At 62.6% G+C, this 17,658-nt stretch carries 12 protein-coding genes; 2 read left to right on the forward strand and 10 right to left on the reverse strand.

The features are described from left to right. Positions 1–137 precede the first annotated feature (137 nt). A complete protein-coding gene (locus C2L65_RS12750) occupies positions 138–749 on the reverse strand; it encodes a DapH/DapD/GlmU-related protein (protein WP_042310727.1) in 612 nt (203 codons plus the stop codon). Between the two features lie 297 nt (positions 750–1,046). On the opposite strand from C2L65_RS12750, the gene C2L65_RS45465 reads away from it, so the two are divergent. Beyond that, entirely contained in the window at positions 1,047–1,670 is a 624-nt protein-coding gene (locus C2L65_RS45465; protein WP_042310655.1) for a hypothetical protein, read from the forward strand. Between the two features lie 136 nt (positions 1,671–1,806). Here the strand turns inward: C2L65_RS45465 and C2L65_RS12760 are convergent, their stop codons facing one another. The 9 genes from C2L65_RS12760 to C2L65_RS12800 form a co-directional block, all read right to left on the reverse strand. Then, positions 1,807–3,114 carry a glycosyltransferase WbuB gene (locus tag C2L65_RS12760; RefSeq protein WP_042310653.1) on the reverse strand — a complete coding sequence of 436 codons (1,308 nt, stop codon included), beginning with the start codon at positions 3,112–3,114 and terminating at the stop codon, positions 1,807–1,809. 116 nt (positions 3,115–3,230) lie between these two features. Beyond that, a complete protein-coding gene (locus C2L65_RS12765) occupies positions 3,231–4,373 on the reverse strand; it encodes a glycosyltransferase family 4 protein (protein WP_042310651.1) in 1,143 nt (380 codons plus the stop codon). A 107-nt stretch (positions 4,374–4,480) separates the two neighbouring features. Then, entirely contained in the window at positions 4,481–5,512 is a 1,032-nt protein-coding gene (locus C2L65_RS12770; protein WP_042310649.1) for a GDP-L-fucose synthase family protein, read from the reverse strand. 5 nt (positions 5,513–5,517) lie between these two features. Next, positions 5,518–6,639 (reverse strand): GDP-mannose 4,6-dehydratase, encoded by a 1,122-nt coding sequence (gene gmd, locus C2L65_RS12775; protein ID WP_042310724.1) that lies wholly within the window; start codon positions 6,637–6,639, stop codon positions 5,518–5,520. 110 nt (positions 6,640–6,749) lie between these two features. Continuing rightward, positions 6,750–8,975 carry a polysaccharide biosynthesis tyrosine autokinase gene (locus tag C2L65_RS12780; RefSeq protein WP_042310647.1) on the reverse strand — a complete coding sequence of 742 codons (2,226 nt, stop codon included), beginning with the start codon at positions 8,973–8,975 and terminating at the stop codon, positions 6,750–6,752. An 80-nt stretch (positions 8,976–9,055) separates the two neighbouring features. After that, complete coding sequence (locus tag C2L65_RS12785; protein WP_042310645.1) at positions 9,056–10,192, reverse strand: polysaccharide biosynthesis/export family protein; 1,137 nt, start codon at positions 10,190–10,192, stop codon at positions 9,056–9,058. Positions 10,193–10,247: 55 nt separating this feature from the next. Continuing rightward, a complete protein-coding gene (locus tag C2L65_RS12790; RefSeq protein WP_042310644.1) occupies positions 10,248–11,633 on the reverse strand; it encodes an undecaprenyl-phosphate glucose phosphotransferase in 1,386 nt (461 codons plus the stop codon). A gap of 68 nt (positions 11,634–11,701) precedes the next feature. Then, positions 11,702–13,312: a mannose-1-phosphate guanylyltransferase/mannose-6-phosphate isomerase gene (locus C2L65_RS12795; RefSeq protein ID WP_042310642.1), complete on the reverse strand. Its 1,611-nt coding sequence runs from the start codon at positions 13,310–13,312 to the stop codon at positions 11,702–11,704. 75 nt (positions 13,313–13,387) lie between these two features. Continuing rightward, a complete protein-coding gene (locus C2L65_RS12800) occupies positions 13,388–14,389 on the reverse strand; it encodes a GlxA family transcriptional regulator (RefSeq protein ID WP_042310639.1) in 1,002 nt (333 codons plus the stop codon). A gap of 966 nt (positions 14,390–15,355) precedes the next feature. Between C2L65_RS12800 and C2L65_RS12805 the strand changes: the two genes are divergently transcribed. Next, positions 15,356–17,542 (forward strand): glycoside hydrolase family protein, encoded by a 2,187-nt coding sequence (locus C2L65_RS12805; RefSeq protein ID WP_042310637.1) that lies wholly within the window; start codon positions 15,356–15,358, stop codon positions 17,540–17,542. Positions 17,543–17,658 lie beyond the last annotated feature (116 nt).

The following is a 17,658-nucleotide window of genomic DNA, read 5'->3' on the forward strand; positions in this document are numbered from 1 at the left end:
TGCACGAGCGCGGCGCCTGCGCACGCATACTGTATTCCCGCGCCAGCCAGTGCTTACGTAGGATGATGGCTCCGCGTAAGGCAGTTCATCCGCCAACTTCGCGCTTCCGGCAGACAGAACCATGCATCCGATGACCGTTATGCGGGCCCTCCCACGTCAGTATCGAAGCGCTTGCGAATAAAGCGGCAAGGATTGCCGCCATACACGCCTTCCGCGTCGAGCGAGCGATGCACGACGGATAGCGGGGTCACAACAGCCGAGCGGCCGATCGTCACGCCCATCTGCACGACGCACTTCGACGAAATCCACGCGCCGTCCTCGATGACGATCGGCGCGACGCGCAAATCCATGTTGGTTCGCATCTCATGCGAGCCCGCGCTCAGAAAGCTTCCTTGCGATATGCAGACATTCGAGCCGATGTGAATCGGCGCCTGGTTGTAGAGCCACACGTCGACGCCGAACCAGCAGTTGTCGCCCACGGTGAGATTCCACGGCGCCTTGACCCGCACGGGATGCACGAAGCGGCAGTTCGCGCCGATCTTCGCGCCGAACAGCCGCAGCAGCGCCACGCGCACCGACGACACGGGCAGCAGCTTGTTGTTGATCACACACGCTTCGATGAAGAACCAGATCAGCTCGATCAGAAAGCCGCGCGACGCGACGTAGTTGCCCTTGCCCGCCAGGCTCAGGTCGATCACGCGGCCCGGCGCAGAGGGCGGGGTGTGCGGCGCGGCATGCGGGTCGTTCATGCTCGCTGCCCGACCATCCGCGGCCCGACCGTCCGCGGCCCGTTCAATCGTGGAGCTGATCGTGTTATCCATAGTCTTCTCCCGTCGATGAACGCGCCTCGCCGTCCGTCCGGTACTTCGGCCTTTGTATCCGCACTTTGTATCCACATGGCGCGCCTTGTCCTGATCGATTATCTGGTCCTTGCGTGCTGATGGACGGCCGCTGTCCGCGCCGTGCGGAGTTTTGGCGGATCGAAGCAGAGTGTCCGTATCACCATGGCAGCATGGCTTCATGACGTTTGCAGGAGGAAGACGACAATGGCTGCTCATCTTCGCTCGCGGCAACGCCCGGCGCGCGTGCATCCGTTGCGCGTCGGACTGCGTTCGCGGGCGCTGTTGCTGGCCGCCGCGCTGGCGTCGGCGCTCGCGCTGATGCCGCACGCGCACGCCCAGGACAACGCGGCGCAAGGCAACGGCCAGAATGCCGCCGCGCCCAAGGGCAATGGCAACGCCAATGCCAATGCCAATGGCGCGCCGGCCCGCAAAACGGCTTCGCAGCGCTCGCAGGAGGACGCACAGCGTCTGCTCGGCGGTCCGTCGGCGTCGCTCGGCGGCTATGACCCCGGCGGCGCAACACCCGATTCGCAACGCGATGCGCTGCTCAACAGCGAGCGCATGCGCGTCGCCAAGCCCAACACGCAGGCGATGGGCGGCCCCAGTGCCGCTGGCGGCGGCGCGGCGCCCGCGGCTGGCGGCGCGATCCGGCGTCCCGCGCGGGGCGCGGCAGCAGGCGGCGGCGCAGCCGATAACGGCGGCGCGGCAGGTGCCGCAGCACAACGCGCCGCAGCCGTGAATGCGGCCAACGCAGGCGGCGGCACCACGGTCTACAGCAGCCCGTATAGCGAGCGAGCGGGCCGGGAAGTATTCAAATCGCCCTGGTGAATCAGGCACTGCCTCGGGCACTCCCCGAACGCATCCGCCAATCAGTCCAACGACGCAATAAACCGAAGGCCGCATGCGAACCGCCAAGCACAGTTCGTATGCGGCCTTTCATCCCTCTCCGCGCAGTTGACGCGCGTCACTCCACTTCCGACTCCTCAACCCGCGCCGACAAGATGGGCCCGTTCGCCTTTGGCGCCGCCACCGGTTTCGCACCCGGGACCGCGGCACCCGTCAGCAGAGCGAGGCGCGTATCGAGCGTGAGCAGCGTCGAAAGCGGCGACAGCATCTTCTCCGCGTAACGCCGCCCCGCCGCGCCGATGGCAGCGCGCCGCGCACCGTCTTCGGCGAGCGTCGCGATGGCGTCGACGAGTTCGCCTGTGTCCTCGGGCGACACGATCATGCCGTTGTTCGCGACGGCTTCGTAGAGCGCCGTGCCGGGGCGCGCCATCGCGATCACCGCGCCGCCGCTCGCGAGCATGCCCGTCAGCTTCGATGGCATCACGAGATCGGCCGCATCGCCGCGCTGGGGCAGCACGTGGATATCGGCGACATTCAACAACTCGTTCAGCGACGAGGCCGGCTGCAACGGCAGGAACCGGCAGTTGGGCAAACCCTCACAACGCTTGACGAGATCGTCACGCGCCGCGCCGTTGCCGCAGAACACGAAGGTGATGTCGTCGCGCGCAGCAAGCGCGCGGGCCGCGTCCGCCAGCGTCTCGAGACCCTGCTTCGCGCCCATGTTGCCCGAGTACAGCACGACCGTATTGGTAGCGGGGATGCCGAGCGTCTGGCGGTATTCGCTCACGCGGCCAAGCGGAAAGATGTCGCGCGTGTCGACCCAGTTCGGCAGAAATTCGGTTTTGTCCGCGTCGACGCCCTTGCCGACCGCGCGCTCGACCATCTGGTTCGTGATCGACGACACGACGTCGAAACGCTTCAGGACGAGCCGCTCGATCCCGTAAGCGATGCGCGCGGCGCGTGCGCTTTTCAGCAGGCCGAGATCGAAGGCAGCATCGACTTCGTAGTCCTGGACATGCAGCCACGCTTTCGCGCCCGTCACGCGCGCGAGCGCCAGCGCGCCCGGCGCGCAGGCCATCGTGGGCGCGATCAGCATCACGGCGCCCGGGCGCCATGTGACTTGCCTCGCGAGCAGCGGCAGCGACGACAGAGCGAACGACGCGAGATGCAGCATCCGCTTCAGGCCGCTTGGTTTTGGCGGCACCCACAACGGCGCGCGCCAGATGTACACGCCGCGCATGATGTCTCGCCGATAGCGCCACATGGAGTAGCCGTTCGCGACCTTCCAGTCCGGATAGTACGGAGGCGCGCACACGACGCGCACTTCATGACCGCACTCCGCCAGCATCTGCGCCATTTCGGCCGTGTACTTGCCCGCGCCCGAAAGCTCAGGCGCGTAGTTGAGACCATAGATCAAGATCTTCATGTTTGACTTCCACGACGACTGTCCGTCATGCGGCGGCGCACAGCGCTACGCCCTCCCCCTTCCCCACGCCTGACGCGGCCCGGCACGCTCACGCCGAAGCCGCGCGTTCCTCCCTCTCAAGTACCCAGCATCAATGCGCAGCCACGCGCGATATTGGCCGCCGCTGACGGCGGATCGAAACGCCGGATCACGTCCATGCAGCGTTGCGCCGATGACTGTGCGTCGGCGAATGCTTCCGTTGCCTTCAGCAGCGTGCGCTGCAGCCCCGCGCCGTCGCCTGCCGTGAACGCGTAGCCACTCACCCCTTCGTGTACGAGTTCGGGCACACAGCCGCAACTTTCGCTGACGATCACCGGGCAGCCATGCGCGAGCGCCTCGTTGACGACGAGCCCCCACGGTTCGCTGCGGCTCGGCAGCACGAGGCAGGTTGCACCGTAGTATTCGCGCGATAGCGGTTCGTCCTGCAGGCTGCCGACGAACGTGATCGAGCGGTCCAGGCCCAGCTCGGTGACACGCTTGCGCAAGTCGCGTTCGAGCGGTCCCGTGCCAACGATGCGCAACTGCGGATCGGGCAGGCGCTTCGCGATTCCCGCAAACGCGTCGATCAGCGTCGTGATGCCCTTCTCTTCAGACAGCCGCCCGACGAACAGAAACACGGGCGCATTGCCCGCGCGGTACTGCATGCGCTGGGCGAGCGCGCGCTCGGGCGAGAACGTGACAGGCAGCGCGGCAGCCTGACACGGGATGAAAATCTTCTCGCGCTTCGCGCCGAGCGACATCAGATAGTCGCGGCTGCGCTCGCCGAAGCCGAAGTAGCCGTCGCACAGCGCGAAGAACACGCGCTTCGGAATCGACGTCAACAGACGCTTCGGGCGATCGCGCGCCGTCGAATCGCAGAACACGGCGCGGCGCTTGCCCGTCACCACGCACGCGGCGAGCATCGCCCAGTACTCCGGGCGGTGATAGCCTGGCAGCACGATCAGGTCCGACTTCGCCTTCAGCACTTCCAGGACAAGACGCTTCGTCAATTGCCAGCGCGGCACGTCCTCGTAGCAGCCGTCGAAGAGCTTGTGCATCGGATAGCGATGAAACGAATAGTCGACGTCCGAAAAACCGATCCGATCATGTTCCGTGTCCGCGATCTGCACCATCGAGTAGCGGATAGCGCCCGATGCCGAGATGCTGTGCAACGCGGAGAACACGGCGCCCTTGTGCCGTGACCACACAACGTTATGAAAGATCGTGACTGACGCACTCATTTCTTACTGTCCTTATTCGATCGAAACTGTTGTTTCTCCCAGCAAAAAAAGAACGGACGTCGCCCTTATCCCGGTCCCGGGCAACGTCCGTCACCAGGAGCGGCTCATCAGGCACGCGCGGCCATCGCGAACGAAGGCGCAGCGTATTTTTCCCCATGCTTGTCTACAAACTTGTCTCCGTGCTTGTCTCCCTGCTTGTCTCCGAACTTCTCTTCATACTTCGCGGCGAATTCGCGATACGTATTCGCGATCCCGTCCGCGAGGCCGATGCTCGCACGCCAGCCCATCTGCGCCAGCTGCGACACGTCGAGCAACTTGCGTGGCGTGCCGTCCGGCTTGCTCGCGTCGAACTGCAGCTGGCCTTCGAAACCCACCACGTCGCAGACCGTCTGTGCGAGTTCGCGAATGCTCAGGTCCTCGCCGACGCCGACGTTGAACACGCCTGCGTTCACATCATGTTCGAGCACGAAGAGCGTCGCGGCGGCCAGATCGTCGACATGCAGGAACTCGCGGCGCGGCGTGCCGCTGCCCCACACAGTCAGCGATTCGTCGCCGTGCAGGCGCGCCTCATGCGCCTTGCGGATCAGCGCGGGCAGCACGTGGCTGTTGGTCAGGTCGTAGTTGTCGTTCGGACCATAGAGGTTGGTCGGCATCAGCGCGACATAATGCGTGCCGTACTCGCGGTTGTACGCGTCGCACAGCTTGAGGCCCGCGATCTTCGCGATCGCGTATGCGTCGTTGGTCGGCTCCAGTTCCGAGGTCAGCAGATACGATTCGCGGATCGGCTGCGGGCACAGCTTCGGATAGATACACGACGAGCCGAAAAACACCAACCGGTCAACCTTCGCTCGATACGCCGCGTGAATCACGTTGGTTTCGATCACGAGGTTCTCGTAGAGAAATTCGCCGGGCTGCGTCGAGTTCGCCAGAATGCCGCCGACGCGCGCCGCCGCGAGTAGCACGACGCCGATCTGCTCGATCTCAAAGAAGCGGTTCACGGCCGCCTGGTCGGTCAGATCGAGTTCGGCATGCGTGCGCGTGACGAGGTTGCGATAGCCGCTCGCCTCGAGCTTGCGCACAAGCGCCGAGCCGACCATGCCGCGATGCCCTGCAACGAAGATGCGTGCGTTTTTGTCCATGTCTGTCACTCGTGATGTTCCAGTGCCTTGAAGCCAGCGAGCGTCACCAGTGCATCGCGACGCGCAATTTGATAGTCCGAACGAACCATTTCCTTGACCAGCGAATCGAACGAAGTCGTGGGCTGCCAGCCAAGCTTTGCGTATGCCTTGGATGGATCGCCGAGTAGCGTCTGCACTTCGGTCGGGCGGAAGTAGCGCGGATCGACCCGCACGATCACATCGCCCTTCTGCACGCGCACTTCGCTATGCGACTCGACATGCTCGACCACGCCGACTTCTTCCTCGTCGTTGCCATGAAAAGCGACCGTGATGCCCAACTCGGCGGCCGCGCGCTGCACGAAATCGCGCACGCTGTATTGCACGCCGGACGCGATGACGAAATCTTCGGGCTGATCCTGTTGCAGCATCAGCCATTGCATTTCCACGTAGTCTCGCGCATGGCCCCAGTCGCGGAGTGCGGACATGTTCCCGAGATAAAGCGTCTTTTGCAGGCCAACGGCGATACGCGCAATCGCTCGCGTGATCTTGCGGGTCACGAACGTCTCCCCGCGCACTGGCGACTCGTGGTTGAACAGAATCCCGTTGCATGCGTAGATACCGTACGCCTCGCGATAGTTGACCGTCGTCCAGTAAGCGAACAGCTTGGCGACGGCGTAGGGGCTGCGCGGATAGAAAGGCGTCGTTTCCCGCTGCGGCACTTCCTGCACCAGCCCGAACAGCTCGGAGGTCGACGCCTGATAGAAGCGTGTCTTCTTTTCGAGGCCATTGGCGCGAATCGCCTCGAGGAGCCGGAGCGTTCCCAGACCATCGGCATTCGCGGTGTACTCGGGTTCGTCGAACGAAACGGCAACGTGGCTTTGTGCAGCGAGGTTGTACACCTCATCCGGCTCGACGCGTTGCATGATGCGCATGACGCTGGTCGAATCCGTCATATCCCCATGGTGCAACTGAAGGCATCGTTCCGGATCGTGCACGTCGCGGTAGAGGTGATCTATGCGATCGGTGTTGAATAGCGACGTGCGTCGCATGATGCCATGCACCTCGTAGCCCTTGTCGATCAGCAGCTCCGCCAGGTATGAGCCGTCCTGGCCGGTGATGCCCGTAATCAAGGCAACTTTCTTTGTCATCATTTTCTCCTGTGTCGATCGGAGTTGGCGCTTTAGCGCCTACTCCGATCCCATGCATGAAGCTGTCTTCCGGGCCGCGCCGTCTATACCCGATCGGACAGGAACCGCGTTTAGCCTGCGATACTCTCGTAACCGTAATAGCCGCCGCGATAACCCGAGCCGATGAAAGCGCCCGCCTGCGGCACGTCGGTCAACAACACCCCCTGCAAATCCACGCCGCCATTGCGCAGGCGCTTCGCGGTTTCCGCGAGCTCGCCCACAGGATGGCGACCGTGGCGAATCACGAGCAACGTCGTTCCCACGTGCTTGCCGATCACGGTCGAATCGGTGACGGCGAGCACAGGTGGCGTATCGATGATGATGAAGTCGTACTGCTTCTTCAGCTCTTCGAGCATCGTTTCGAAGCGCTTGCTCATCAGCAGCTCCGAAGGATGTGAAGGCAGCGAGCCCTTGGTCAGCACGTCGAGGCCCGGCAACACGTCGCGCTGGATCGACGATTGCAGGTCGCCGCCGCGCAGCACGTCCGAGAGGCCCGGCTGATGCTGCAGGCCGAAGTGCGAATGCACGTCACCGCGCCGCATGTCGCCGTCGATCACCAGCGTGCGCTTGGCCGTCGAAGCGACGAGCGCCGACAGGTTCACCGACAGGAACGACTTGCCCGCATCCGGGCGCGAGCCCGTCAGCATCACGACGTTGTTCTGCTTGTCGTCGACAGAGAGCTGCAGCGACGTGCGCAGATTGCGCACCCCTTCCACGGCGATATCCTGCGGCGCCTGTTCGGCGAGCACATGCAGGCCGCGCCGGCGCATCATCACGTCCTGCTGCAGGCGCATCTGCTGCTCGCTGCGCGGCACCACGGCGAACACGGGCACGCCCAGCGCGGCTTCAAGCTCATCCGGACGTTCGACGCCGCCATACAGCGTCTTGCGCACGAAGGCGAACACGATGCCGATAAAGAGACCCGCGCCGAAGCTGATCAGGATCACCAGCACGCGCTTCGGACGCACGGGGTCATCGGCCGCCTCGGCAAAGTCGACGATGCGCACGTCGCCCACCTGGCCCGCCTTCGCAATGCGCAGCTGCTGCGCGCTGTTGAGCAGGTTCGTGTACAGCTCGGTATCGACATGCACGTCGCGCAACAGGCGCAGGGCCGTCTGCTCGGTATCGGGCAGCGTCTGCACGCTCTTGCCCATCTTCGACAGATTGCCTTGCAGCCCGGCGATCTGTGCGTCGAGCGCGGCGACGGCCGGGTGATTCGCGGTGAAGCGTTGCGACATCTCCGCGCGCTGCGTCTGCAAGTCGACGAGCTTGGTCTTGTTGTCGACGATCTGCTGCAGCAGCAGCCGGCTTTCTTCGCTCAGGTCGACGGTGCCGTGCTGGTTGCGGAACGTGTTGTAGCGCTGCTCGGCGGCATCGAGTTCCTTGCGCAGCTGCGGCAACTGCTGATCGAGGAACGCCAGCATGTGCTCGGCTTCCGTCGAACGGCTTTCGACGTCCTGACGGATGAACTCGCGCGCCATGCTGTTCATGATGTCGGCCGTGAGCCTCGGATCGTGGCCTTCGAGGCTCGCGCGAATCACGCCCGACTGCAGCGTCGATTCGCCGATATCCATCGCCTTCTGCAGCCGCTCAACGGTCGTCAACGTGGACCCGCGCGTCAGCTCGTAACGCGTGCCCGGCGCACCCGTCATTTCATCGACGCGCAAGGTGATCGGGCCGGCCGGCGTTTCGCGCACGACGTTCTCGCCGACGCGTCCTTCGAGAATCGCGACGCCATCGGGATTGTTCAGCACGAAGTCGCCGTTCTGCCCGGCGATCAACGTGAAGTCCTTGTCGTACATGTCCTTCGCCGTGTCGAAGCGCGACACCTTGATGCTCTCGTTGCCCCACGCGTAGCTCGGCAACTGCAGCGCAGGCGGCAGCGTGATGCCCCACTTGCCGTTCATCAGCGGCGCGAGCAGCCCGCCGACGAAAGGCAACGTGTGCGGCCGCGCGGCGATGTCGAGGTGCAGCGACTTGACGGTCTCCTCGGTCACGAGCCGCGACTTCATCAACTCGATCTCGGCTGCTGTCGACGGCTTCGTGTCGAACATGCCTGTCAGCGGTTGCAGGCCGTCCTGCTTGTTATTGTTGTCGGCCTTGTCAACCACATGAAACAGCACGTCCGCACGATAGACGGGCGTCGCGATAAATGCATACGCGGTGCCCAGCGCCGTGATAGCCAGCGTGATCAACAGAATGGAGCGCCAGTTCGCGACGATGGCCTGCAGATAATCCGTCAGATGCATCTCGTCCGAACTGACATCCGTATAACGATTGTCAAAGTTGATAGCCATTTGCTTGATCCATCAAAGACCGACAGTGTCGAAAGCGTTGCGTTGTTTCACCCCGTTGATGCATAACGCATACCTGCCGCTTACTTCGCGAGCAACGCAGCCGTCACACCGGCGTTGATTGCCGGCAGCAGCAGCGTCAACACGCGGTTGAAGCGCACGAGGCTGTTGTTGTCGACATAGACGACATCCTTCGGCTGCAGCTCGAACTGGTTCGCGAGCAGCATCGAAACGGGCGAGGTCGTGTCGAGGTGATAGATCTCCGGCTTGTCGCTCGTCGAATTGCGGATGACGAAGGTCTGCTTCGCGTCGGCCGTGTTCGGGTTGAAGCTGCCCGCCTGAGAGAGCGCTTCGGACAGCGACAGCTTGCCGTCGCGCATCGGCAGGATCGTCGCGGGCTTGTTCACTTCGCCCATCAGATAGATGCCGTTCTCTTCGCGTGCCGGCACGCGCAGCATGTCGCCGGGTTGCAGATAGATCGAGGTCGGCGCGCGGCCGCGTTTGATCAGGTCGGGCATGTTCAGGTCGTAGGTCACGCCGTTGCGCACGAGTTCGAGACGACCCTGGTCCGCGTTCGGCGTGAAGCCGCCCGTGCGGTTGATCGCTTCCGTCAGCGACATGGGGATGTCGTTGATCTGTGCGGGCCCGGGCGCATGCACTTCGCCGTCCACATACACCTGCGACGAGCGGAATGACGAGACACGCACGGTCACTTCAGGCTTCGAATACACGACGCTCAGCTTTTTATACAATTCTTTCTGGACCGTCGACGCGTCCTTGCCGCCCACATGCAGCGTGCCCGCATACGGGAACTGGATGTTGCCGTCGGCATCGACGAGAAAGCCGAGGCCCGGATCGTTCTTGTTGCCCGATGCCTGCGGCTGTCCGAGCGCGGCGGCCAGCTCGGGGTGGTCCCAGACGGTGATCTGCATCACGTCGCCGGGACCGATCTTGTAGACGGGCGGCTTGTTACTGAAGAGACCGACCGTCTGCTGGCTCAGATCCGTCGTCTGGCCTTTCATCTTCCGCACCAGCGACAGATTGATGTCGGTGATGGGAATCTGGATCTGCTGCTCGGCCTCGGTGCTGTACTCACCACCCGTATCCTGCAACGCGGCGGGTGTGATCATCCGTTGTCCGGGTGAGAGACCGCAGGCGGAAAGCAGCAACGTCATCGACAGCACTAACGGCGCATACACGCCTGTTCGAATGCGGTTCATGGCAGTTCCTCCTAACTCGGGAGCTTGGTCCTTTTTCATTGGCTTGCTCCCCGTCTCAATACGCGTTGGTATGAACGAAGCCCTTGACGATCGTGACGCCGATGATTCGCATATCGAGCCAGAACGTCCAGTGCCCCAGGTAATACAGGTCATGCGCGACGCGCCGCTCCATCTTCTCGATGCGATCGGTCTCGCCGCGAAAACCGTTGATTTGCGCCCAGCCTGTGATACCCGGCTTGATCCGGTAACGATGGATATAGCCAGCCACGACCTTCTGATACAGATCGTCGTGTTCGAGTGCGTGCGGGCGTGGCCCCACCACGGACATGTCGCCGCGCAGCACGTTGAAGAACTGCGGCAGCTCGTCGAGGCTCGTGCGGCGCAGGAACGCGCCGACCCTGGTGATGCGAGGATCGCCCTTGGTCGCCTGGCTGACCTTGCCGGCTTCCTCGGTGTGTACGCGCATCGAGCGGAACTTGTAGATCTTGAAGACGCGGCCATCGGCGCCCTTGCGCTTCTGGCGGAAGAACACGGGGCCGGGCGACGTCACCTTGACGGCAATCGCAATCGCGATCAGCAGCGGCGCGAGTCCGATGATGGCGGCCGCGGCGAACACGCGGTCGAACAGATCCTTCTTGAACAGCGCGCGCGACGACAGCGGCGACGCGACGAGGTTGATCGCGGGCACGCCGAGCAGTTCGATCACGCTGCTGGTGTCGAACAGCGCGAGGCTGCGCACGTCCGGCATGAAGCGGATGTTCACGAGGTCGTTGCGAAACTCTGTGACGAGGCGAAAGATCGTGCGCTCGTCGGTAAGCGACAGCGCGAGCCACAGTTCATGCACGTCGTTGGCGCGTACGTAGTCGGCGAACGCCGCCTGCGAATCGAAGCAGGTCACGCGTGGGTTGGTCAGCGGCGATTCTTCGGGGTGCGTGTTCAGTACGGCCGTTGCGCGAAAGCCCGTGGCCGGCTGCGATTCGACGCGGCGCAAGATCTGGTCGCAATGGCCGCCACTGCCGACGATCGCCACCTGATGCAGATTCCAGCCCAGGCGCCGCGCGCGAGCCAGCACGGCATGCGCGATCAGCCGCCATGCGATCAGCAGGCCGCCCGCCATCGCCGTCCAGTACGCAAACCAGAGGCGCGACACGATGTCGATCCGATGCAACGAATACATCAGCGCGAGCGCGCAGCCCTGCACGACGAGCCACGCGAGCGCGACCTGCCCGGCGAGCGCGAGCTTCGAGCGGCCGCGCCACGATACGTAGACGCCGAACGCTGGGAACATCGCCAGCGCAAAGGCCGCGGAAAAGAGAACGAACGCGTCGTAGAAGCCGCGCTGTGAAAATTCGTCGAAGCGGATCTGCGATGCGACGATGGCGCCTAAAAGTATCAGCGCCACGTCCGCCACCCGCGCGAAAAAGTCCTGTAAGTCCCGCATATCGGTCACCCTGCCGTTCGTCGTTCGTTACCTGCTCTCCGGGTGTTGCGTGTTACGCCGCCGCGCGCCTAACTCGCGGCGTGAGTCGGGCCCTGCCCCGTGCCCTGACTCTGGTTCTGGCTCTGGACCGGAAGCGGGCCTGCGCCCTGCAACTGCTTCTGGTCTTGCGCCTGTTCGCACCGTCCGTACGTGTCGTCGAAGCGCACGATGTCGTCTTCGCCGAGATACGAGCCCGACTGCACCTCGATGATTTCGAGCGGCACCTTGCCCGGGTTCTCGAGCCGGTGCCGCACGCCGAGCGGAATGTAAGTGGATTCGTTTTCGGTCAGCAGAAACTGTTCATCGCCGCGCGTGACGAGCGCCGTGCCGCGCACGACGATCCAGTGTTCGGCGCGATGGTGATGAAGTTGCAGCGACAGCTTCGCGCCCGGCGTCACGACGATGCGCTTCACCTGAAATCGGTCGCCGTGATCGATCGAGTCGTAGAAGCCCCACGGACGGCGCACCTTGCGATGCGCGTCGGCCTCGGGCGCTTTCTGCGCCTTGATGCGCGCGACCAGCCCCTTCACGTCCTGCACGCGCGAGCGGTCGGCGACGAGCACGGCGTCGGCCGTTTCGACGACCACGACGTTGGTCGTGCCAACACACGCGACCAGCCGTCCGTCCGAATGCGCATAGCTCGATACGGCACCTTCGAACATCACGCGGCCACGCCCGACGTTGCCGTTCTCGTCCTTCGGCTGCGCGGCCCACACGGCGTCCCACGAGCCGAGATCGGACCAGCCCGCGTCAAGCGGCACGACCACGCCCGCCGACGTCCAGCCCACCGTTGCATTCAGGCGCTCCATCACCGCGTAGTCGATCGAATCGGCGGGCGAGCGCGTGAACGCATCCGCCGCGGGACGGAACGTGTTGCCGTCCGTATGCCCTTGCACGAACGATGCGAGACACGCCGCGTGCATATCGGGCTGCAGCGATTGCAGCGTCGCGAGCCACACGCTCGCGCGCACGATGAAGATGCCGCTGTTCCACCAGTACGTGCCTTGCGCCAGGTATTGCTTCGCGAGTTCGGCGGCGGGCTTTTCGACGAAACCGTCGATCTCGCGCGCATCGTCATCCAGCTTCTTGCCGACGCGGATATAACCAAAGCCCGTTTCCGGCGCGCCCGGCGGTACGCCAAGCGTGGCGATCGAGCCGCGCTGCGCGTGGCGCGCGGCAACTTCGAGCGCACGCTGCAATGCGGGCACGTCGTCGATCGCGTGGTCGGACGGCATCACGACGAGAATCGCGTCTTCGCCGTTCGCGCAGGCGAGCGCTGCTGCCAGCGTGAGCGCGGGCGCCGTGTCGCGGCGCGCCGGTTCCACCACGAGACGCGGTGTGCACGAATTGCACGTCAACTGCTCGGCAATCACGAAGCGATGCTCTTCGCCGCACACGACAATGGGCGAATTCGACACGCTCCAGCCAGCCGGAAAGCCTTCCATCCGATGCACGGTGTCCTGCAACAGCGACTCCGAACCGACGACGCCGATCAGCTGCTTCGGAAAGTTTTCACGCGACATCGGCCACAGGCGCGTGCCCGACCCGCCCGCCAGGATGACCGGCACGATCTGCGTGCAGGCCGGCAGCGCGCTGCCCGGTGCAGCCGCATTCGTTGGATTGTTCTGGTCGATCAACATGTTTGGATTCCTTAATGTCCGTCACTTAACCCCTGCGATGAGGACCTGCGACACACCTCGAATCGTGACCGGTGACTAGATGCCGGCTTCGCGCCGGGTCTTCATCCGGTATTCCGTTGGCGAGACTTTCATCCGCTTGCGGAAGATCTTGGCAAGACGATCGCCGTTGCCCATTCCCGTACGCCGCGCGATCTTGTCGACGGGCAGTTCGGAATCGGTCAACAGGCTGCAGGTAATCGCGAGCCGTGCGTGCAACAGGTAGTCGGACGGAGTGACGCCCACTTCCATCTTGAAGCGACGCAGAAAATTGCGTTCGCTCATCGCGGCCACCTGGGCCGCGTCCGCGATCGAGATCGACCGCTGGCAATTCTCCTGTAACCAGCGCGCCGCAGCGCGCACCTTGTCTGCGGGACTCTTGCCCGAGCTGTCGCCCAACAGCGACATCAGGCTGTCACCGGCGTCGGGCATCAGGCGTTCGGCGACGTTGCGCGCGACATCGATGCCCAGATCGCGTTTGATCAGCATCAGCGCGCTCTTCATCGACTCGAGACGATCGTTCGCTTCGCTGCCGTTACGTTCATCGCGTTCTTCGCGCACGTTGTAGCTGCCGAATTCGCGTTGCTGAATGCCGTTGATGCAGGCCGCTTCGAGCAGCGAGCGTCCTTCGCCGATCGGACGCACAGTGCTGGTGTTCGCATGCACACGCCGCAGCCAGGCAATGAGCCGTTCGTCGCGGGCCGCGGCACGCGCACCTTTGCCGCCCGCGACGAAAAGCGCATCGAAGCCCATGTAATGACGTGCGTCGAGCCCATCCGTCCAGACTCGAATCGACGACGAGCACGTAATGTTGCCGCCGGCAGCCGAGAGGAAACTCACGTCATACGTCCAGCTGTGACTGGCGGATGAAGACAGTTCGTTAGCAGCGTGAAAAACTTCAGCGACGATGCCTGCGCCAAGAAGAGAACAGCCGTCGAAAAGCAGAATTGCTATGTGGCGTGTAGCGGCTGCGTAGTGCGCGCTGCGCTCAGGCGCTCGCACCCAGCCAACCATCGGAGATTCAAGACTTGCATACGCCATGACTCTTCCCCCTTGACCATTCCGGCGTGGAAAGAACTGTATAAATGCATGCGATGTGCAGTGCATCATACGCATTAAAAAAACAATCCCGGCAGCTACTGACTGAAACTGACGATGTATTGGCGTATTCGGTCCGTTGGACGCTAACCGGCTTTCAGCCCGCATTTAACAATCACATAAACCGATTATTACGAGCCTCTATTCCACGCCTAATTCGCCATTTCATAAGACGAACCAGACTTACGCCTCAAAAGCCTCGTCAGGCTTGACACAAAGCCTTACAAATTGTTTCAATTTCGGTTTCTTCATACCAATTAAACAGCAATTTTTTCGGTTTTACATTTAGGGTCTGCAATACTTACCCGGAAGCATACCTGGTTATCCCGATTCCCCATTCAATTGCCAGTTTGCTAATATGAAATGACGGCTTTATTGATATGATGAAATTGCGCGCACAAGGGCACGAATTAGGAATTATAAGAACTGAAATGACGCGCCAAATAATTTCTTCTATTCCTTTTTGAGTGTCGCCATAAATAAATCAATTAATGTTTCAAACACGAAACATTGGGCCCCAGTGAGAGGCGCAATGGCGCTATCCAGGTGCAGTCAAACTGCCATTTTGGCAAGACATTCAGGTTCATTCGGACACGCAAACAGCGTCTCTCGGCGTTGCAGCCCTTATGCGGCGTGACTTCGCCGCATTAGTCGAATCTCGCCACGAACAAGCGTCGCGACGACGCAACATTCGTATCGATCCGCCAGCGAAGTTGCGCCCATGTACTAGGAAACGTCCAATTCCTGCTAACTCACCGGTGTAATCTGGGTCGCGGATATGCGCGTAACCGGTCATCAATACCGTTTGGGGGAAGAATGACTGATGGCGATAACAGTGTCGGTAAGAGATGCACATCAGATTTTCGGGCACTTCTTTCACACAATGTTTCGTTGAGCTTGCGAGTAGCAATGCTAGTCGTATCCATTGCCATAGCGAGCGGCTGTGACAATGCATCGGCCGATAACGAACAGGCTGCGAAGAATCCTGCTAACTGGACTCATTGCGCAGACGAGCGCGGTACGTGCAGCTTCAGCGGCACGCGCGACGTGCGTTATGGCAGCGAGACGCACAACACGGTCAAGTCGCTGACAAACGGCACGCCTTGTAACAACGCGATATTCGGCGATCCCGCGCCTGGCGAGCTCAAGCAATGCTGGATCGCGGGCGCGAACGGTTCAGCCAGCCCGTCCGCTTCCGCCAAAGCCACGACAGCATCCACGGGCGACGCCTCTGACGACACCGAATGGCCTACGAAAGCGCCGATTCGTGCGAATGATTCTCAAGGACTCCGTTGTAACAAATCGTCGGACGTCACGGCTGCGAACGCACAGGGTGATCTCATCGACGCAGACACACCGGGAAGTGACGGCACGCGTCTCTTTCCGCTCGACCGTTCGTTCCAGATTGTCATCACGACACGTGCGCCGCGCGACGACAGGCTCGCATGGAAGGTCCGCGATGCATGGGGCACCGTGCAGGCAAGCGGCACGTATGACGTTGCGCAAGGCGCGCGTCAGGTGACGTTGAATTGCGAATCATCGCTGGCGGGATACTTCGCGCTGTCCGCATCACTGGAAAAGGCGCGTGGGCAACTGGCGGCGCGCGGCACGCGTCCGCAAGGCATCGCGACATTCGGCGTGCTGCCCGATGTATCGGCGAGCGTGCCGCCCGTGCATTACGCGCACGCGGACCTGCATCGCTTCGGCGGCCAGGGCGGCGCGTTCGTCGGACCCGGCCAGCGCTGCTGCGACGGCGACGGCTATCGTCCGCTCTATACGCGGCTCGGCCTCACGTGGGTCAACGACAACCGCAACTGGTACAAGGAAGAACCCGACCGCGCGGACACCTTTAATCCCGCCACGCGACAACTTGCGCCGTGGTTCCGCAAAGGCGACCTGCTGCGGCTGATACAACTCGATGGCTTTCCTGGTTGGGCAAGTCCCACGGGCAAGCAGACGCATAGCTATCTGCCGAAGTCGACGGATGCGCTGCGCGAATACATGCAGCGCGTCGGCACTGAATCGAGCCGCGTGCGCAACACAGTCTTTCCAACGCAATCGAGCAACTACTACCAGGTGACATGGGAGCCCGATCTGGCAGGCGGCCTGCCCTGGCGCGACACCGATGCGAATTTCGTCCAGCTATATAAGTCCGTGCATGAAGGCATTCATGCGACCGATCCGAACGCCGTCGTGATGGGCCCGACGTTTGGATCGGTGGTTGGCAATATCGAATGGCTCAAGCGTCTCGCGCCGCTCGGCCTGCCTAAGTATCTCGACGGGATTGCCATTCACGGCTACTACGATCCGGGCGGCAACAGCCCGTCGCATCCGCCCGAACGTCTGATGAACGACAGCAATCCGCAACAGGCGCAATACGCGCTGCCGAACGCGATGCGCGCCTTGCGACGCGTGATGACGGATCAGTACAGGCCAGGCGCAAAGCTGTTCGCAACGGAGACCGGCATCAGCTACGACGTCGGTGAAGAGTATGGCCCGCGCTATCCGCCCAACGATGTGCTGTACGCGCAAGGCGCCGTCGTCGCTCGTACGCATCTGATCCTGCTCGGCGAAGGCGCCGACATGACCTACATCTTCTATTCGAACGACTCGCCCGCTGCGACGCCTGGCTACGGCGTGTTCTTCGATCTCGAACATCCAAAGGGCGCGTTCGGTCCGAGCACGGTCAGCCCGAAGCCCGCCGCATCCGCGATTGTCGCGATGACGCGGCTGATCGACGGCACGGCCACGCTCGGGCCCGTCAAGCGCACGCCTGCGGGCGTCTACGCGTACGCGTTCCAGCGCCTGAACAACGGCAAAGTCGTCACGGCCGCCTGGACGCACGACAACGCAAAGTGGAACAAGTCGACTCACTTCGACCCGACAGCGGGCGTCGCATGGCGTCTGCAGGTGGATGCGCCGGGCACCGCTGGCAAGGTCACGGTGTTCGACATGATGGGCAATCCGTTGAGCGTGTCGTACGAAGATGGTTACGTGTCGCTCACGCTGACGGAGACGCCCGTGTATGTCGTGTCGTCGAATGTCGCCGTGATGAAGGCCAACGTCACGACGCCGGCGGGCTACGTCGCGCCATAACCGCCCTCGTAGTCGCCGTAATCGCCGCGACGAAGCGTGCGCAAAACGGCGCGCAGCACGCGCGCACGCGCCGCCTTTCACTTTGGCCATACAAGACGGCATTTAGGCGTCAGACG

It is taken from the genome of Paraburkholderia terrae (assembly GCF_002902925.1).
GTDB classification, from domain to species: Bacteria; Pseudomonadota; Gammaproteobacteria; order Burkholderiales; family Burkholderiaceae; genus Paraburkholderia; species Paraburkholderia terrae.

Bases quoted from the DNA above. Each gene is read 5' to 3' on its own strand.
- C2L65_RS12805 (WP_042310637.1), top strand. From the start codon at position 15,356: ATGCTAGTCGTATCCATTGCCATAGCGAGCGGCTGTGACAATGCATCG.
- C2L65_RS12800 (WP_042310639.1), bottom strand. From the start codon at position 14,389: ATGGCGTATGCAAGTCTTGAATCTCCGATGGTTGGCTGGGTGCGAGCG.
- C2L65_RS12795 (WP_042310642.1), bottom strand. From the start codon at position 13,312: ATGTTGATCGACCAGAACAATCCAACGAATGCGGCTGCACCGGGCAGC.
- C2L65_RS12750 (WP_042310727.1), bottom strand. From the start codon at position 749: ATGAACGACCCGCATGCCGCGCCGCACACCCCGCCCTCTGCGCCGGGC.
- gmd (WP_042310724.1), bottom strand. From the start codon at position 6,639: ATGACAAAGAAAGTTGCCTTGATTACGGGCATCACCGGCCAGGACGGC.
- C2L65_RS45465 (WP_042310655.1), top strand. From the start codon at position 1,047: ATGGCTGCTCATCTTCGCTCGCGGCAACGCCCGGCGCGCGTGCATCCG.
- C2L65_RS12780 (WP_042310647.1), bottom strand. From the start codon at position 8,975: ATGGCTATCAACTTTGACAATCGTTATACGGATGTCAGTTCGGACGAG.
- C2L65_RS12785 (WP_042310645.1), bottom strand. From the start codon at position 10,192: ATGAACCGCATTCGAACAGGCGTGTATGCGCCGTTAGTGCTGTCGATG.
- C2L65_RS12790 (WP_042310644.1), bottom strand. From the start codon at position 11,633: ATGCGGGACTTACAGGACTTTTTCGCGCGGGTGGCGGACGTGGCGCTG.
- C2L65_RS12770 (WP_042310649.1), bottom strand. From the start codon at position 5,512: ATGGACAAAAACGCACGCATCTTCGTTGCAGGGCATCGCGGCATGGTC.
- C2L65_RS12760 (WP_042310653.1), bottom strand. From the start codon at position 3,114: ATGAAGATCTTGATCTATGGTCTCAACTACGCGCCTGAGCTTTCGGGC.
- C2L65_RS12765 (WP_042310651.1), bottom strand. From the start codon at position 4,373: ATGAGTGCGTCAGTCACGATCTTTCATAACGTTGTGTGGTCACGGCAC.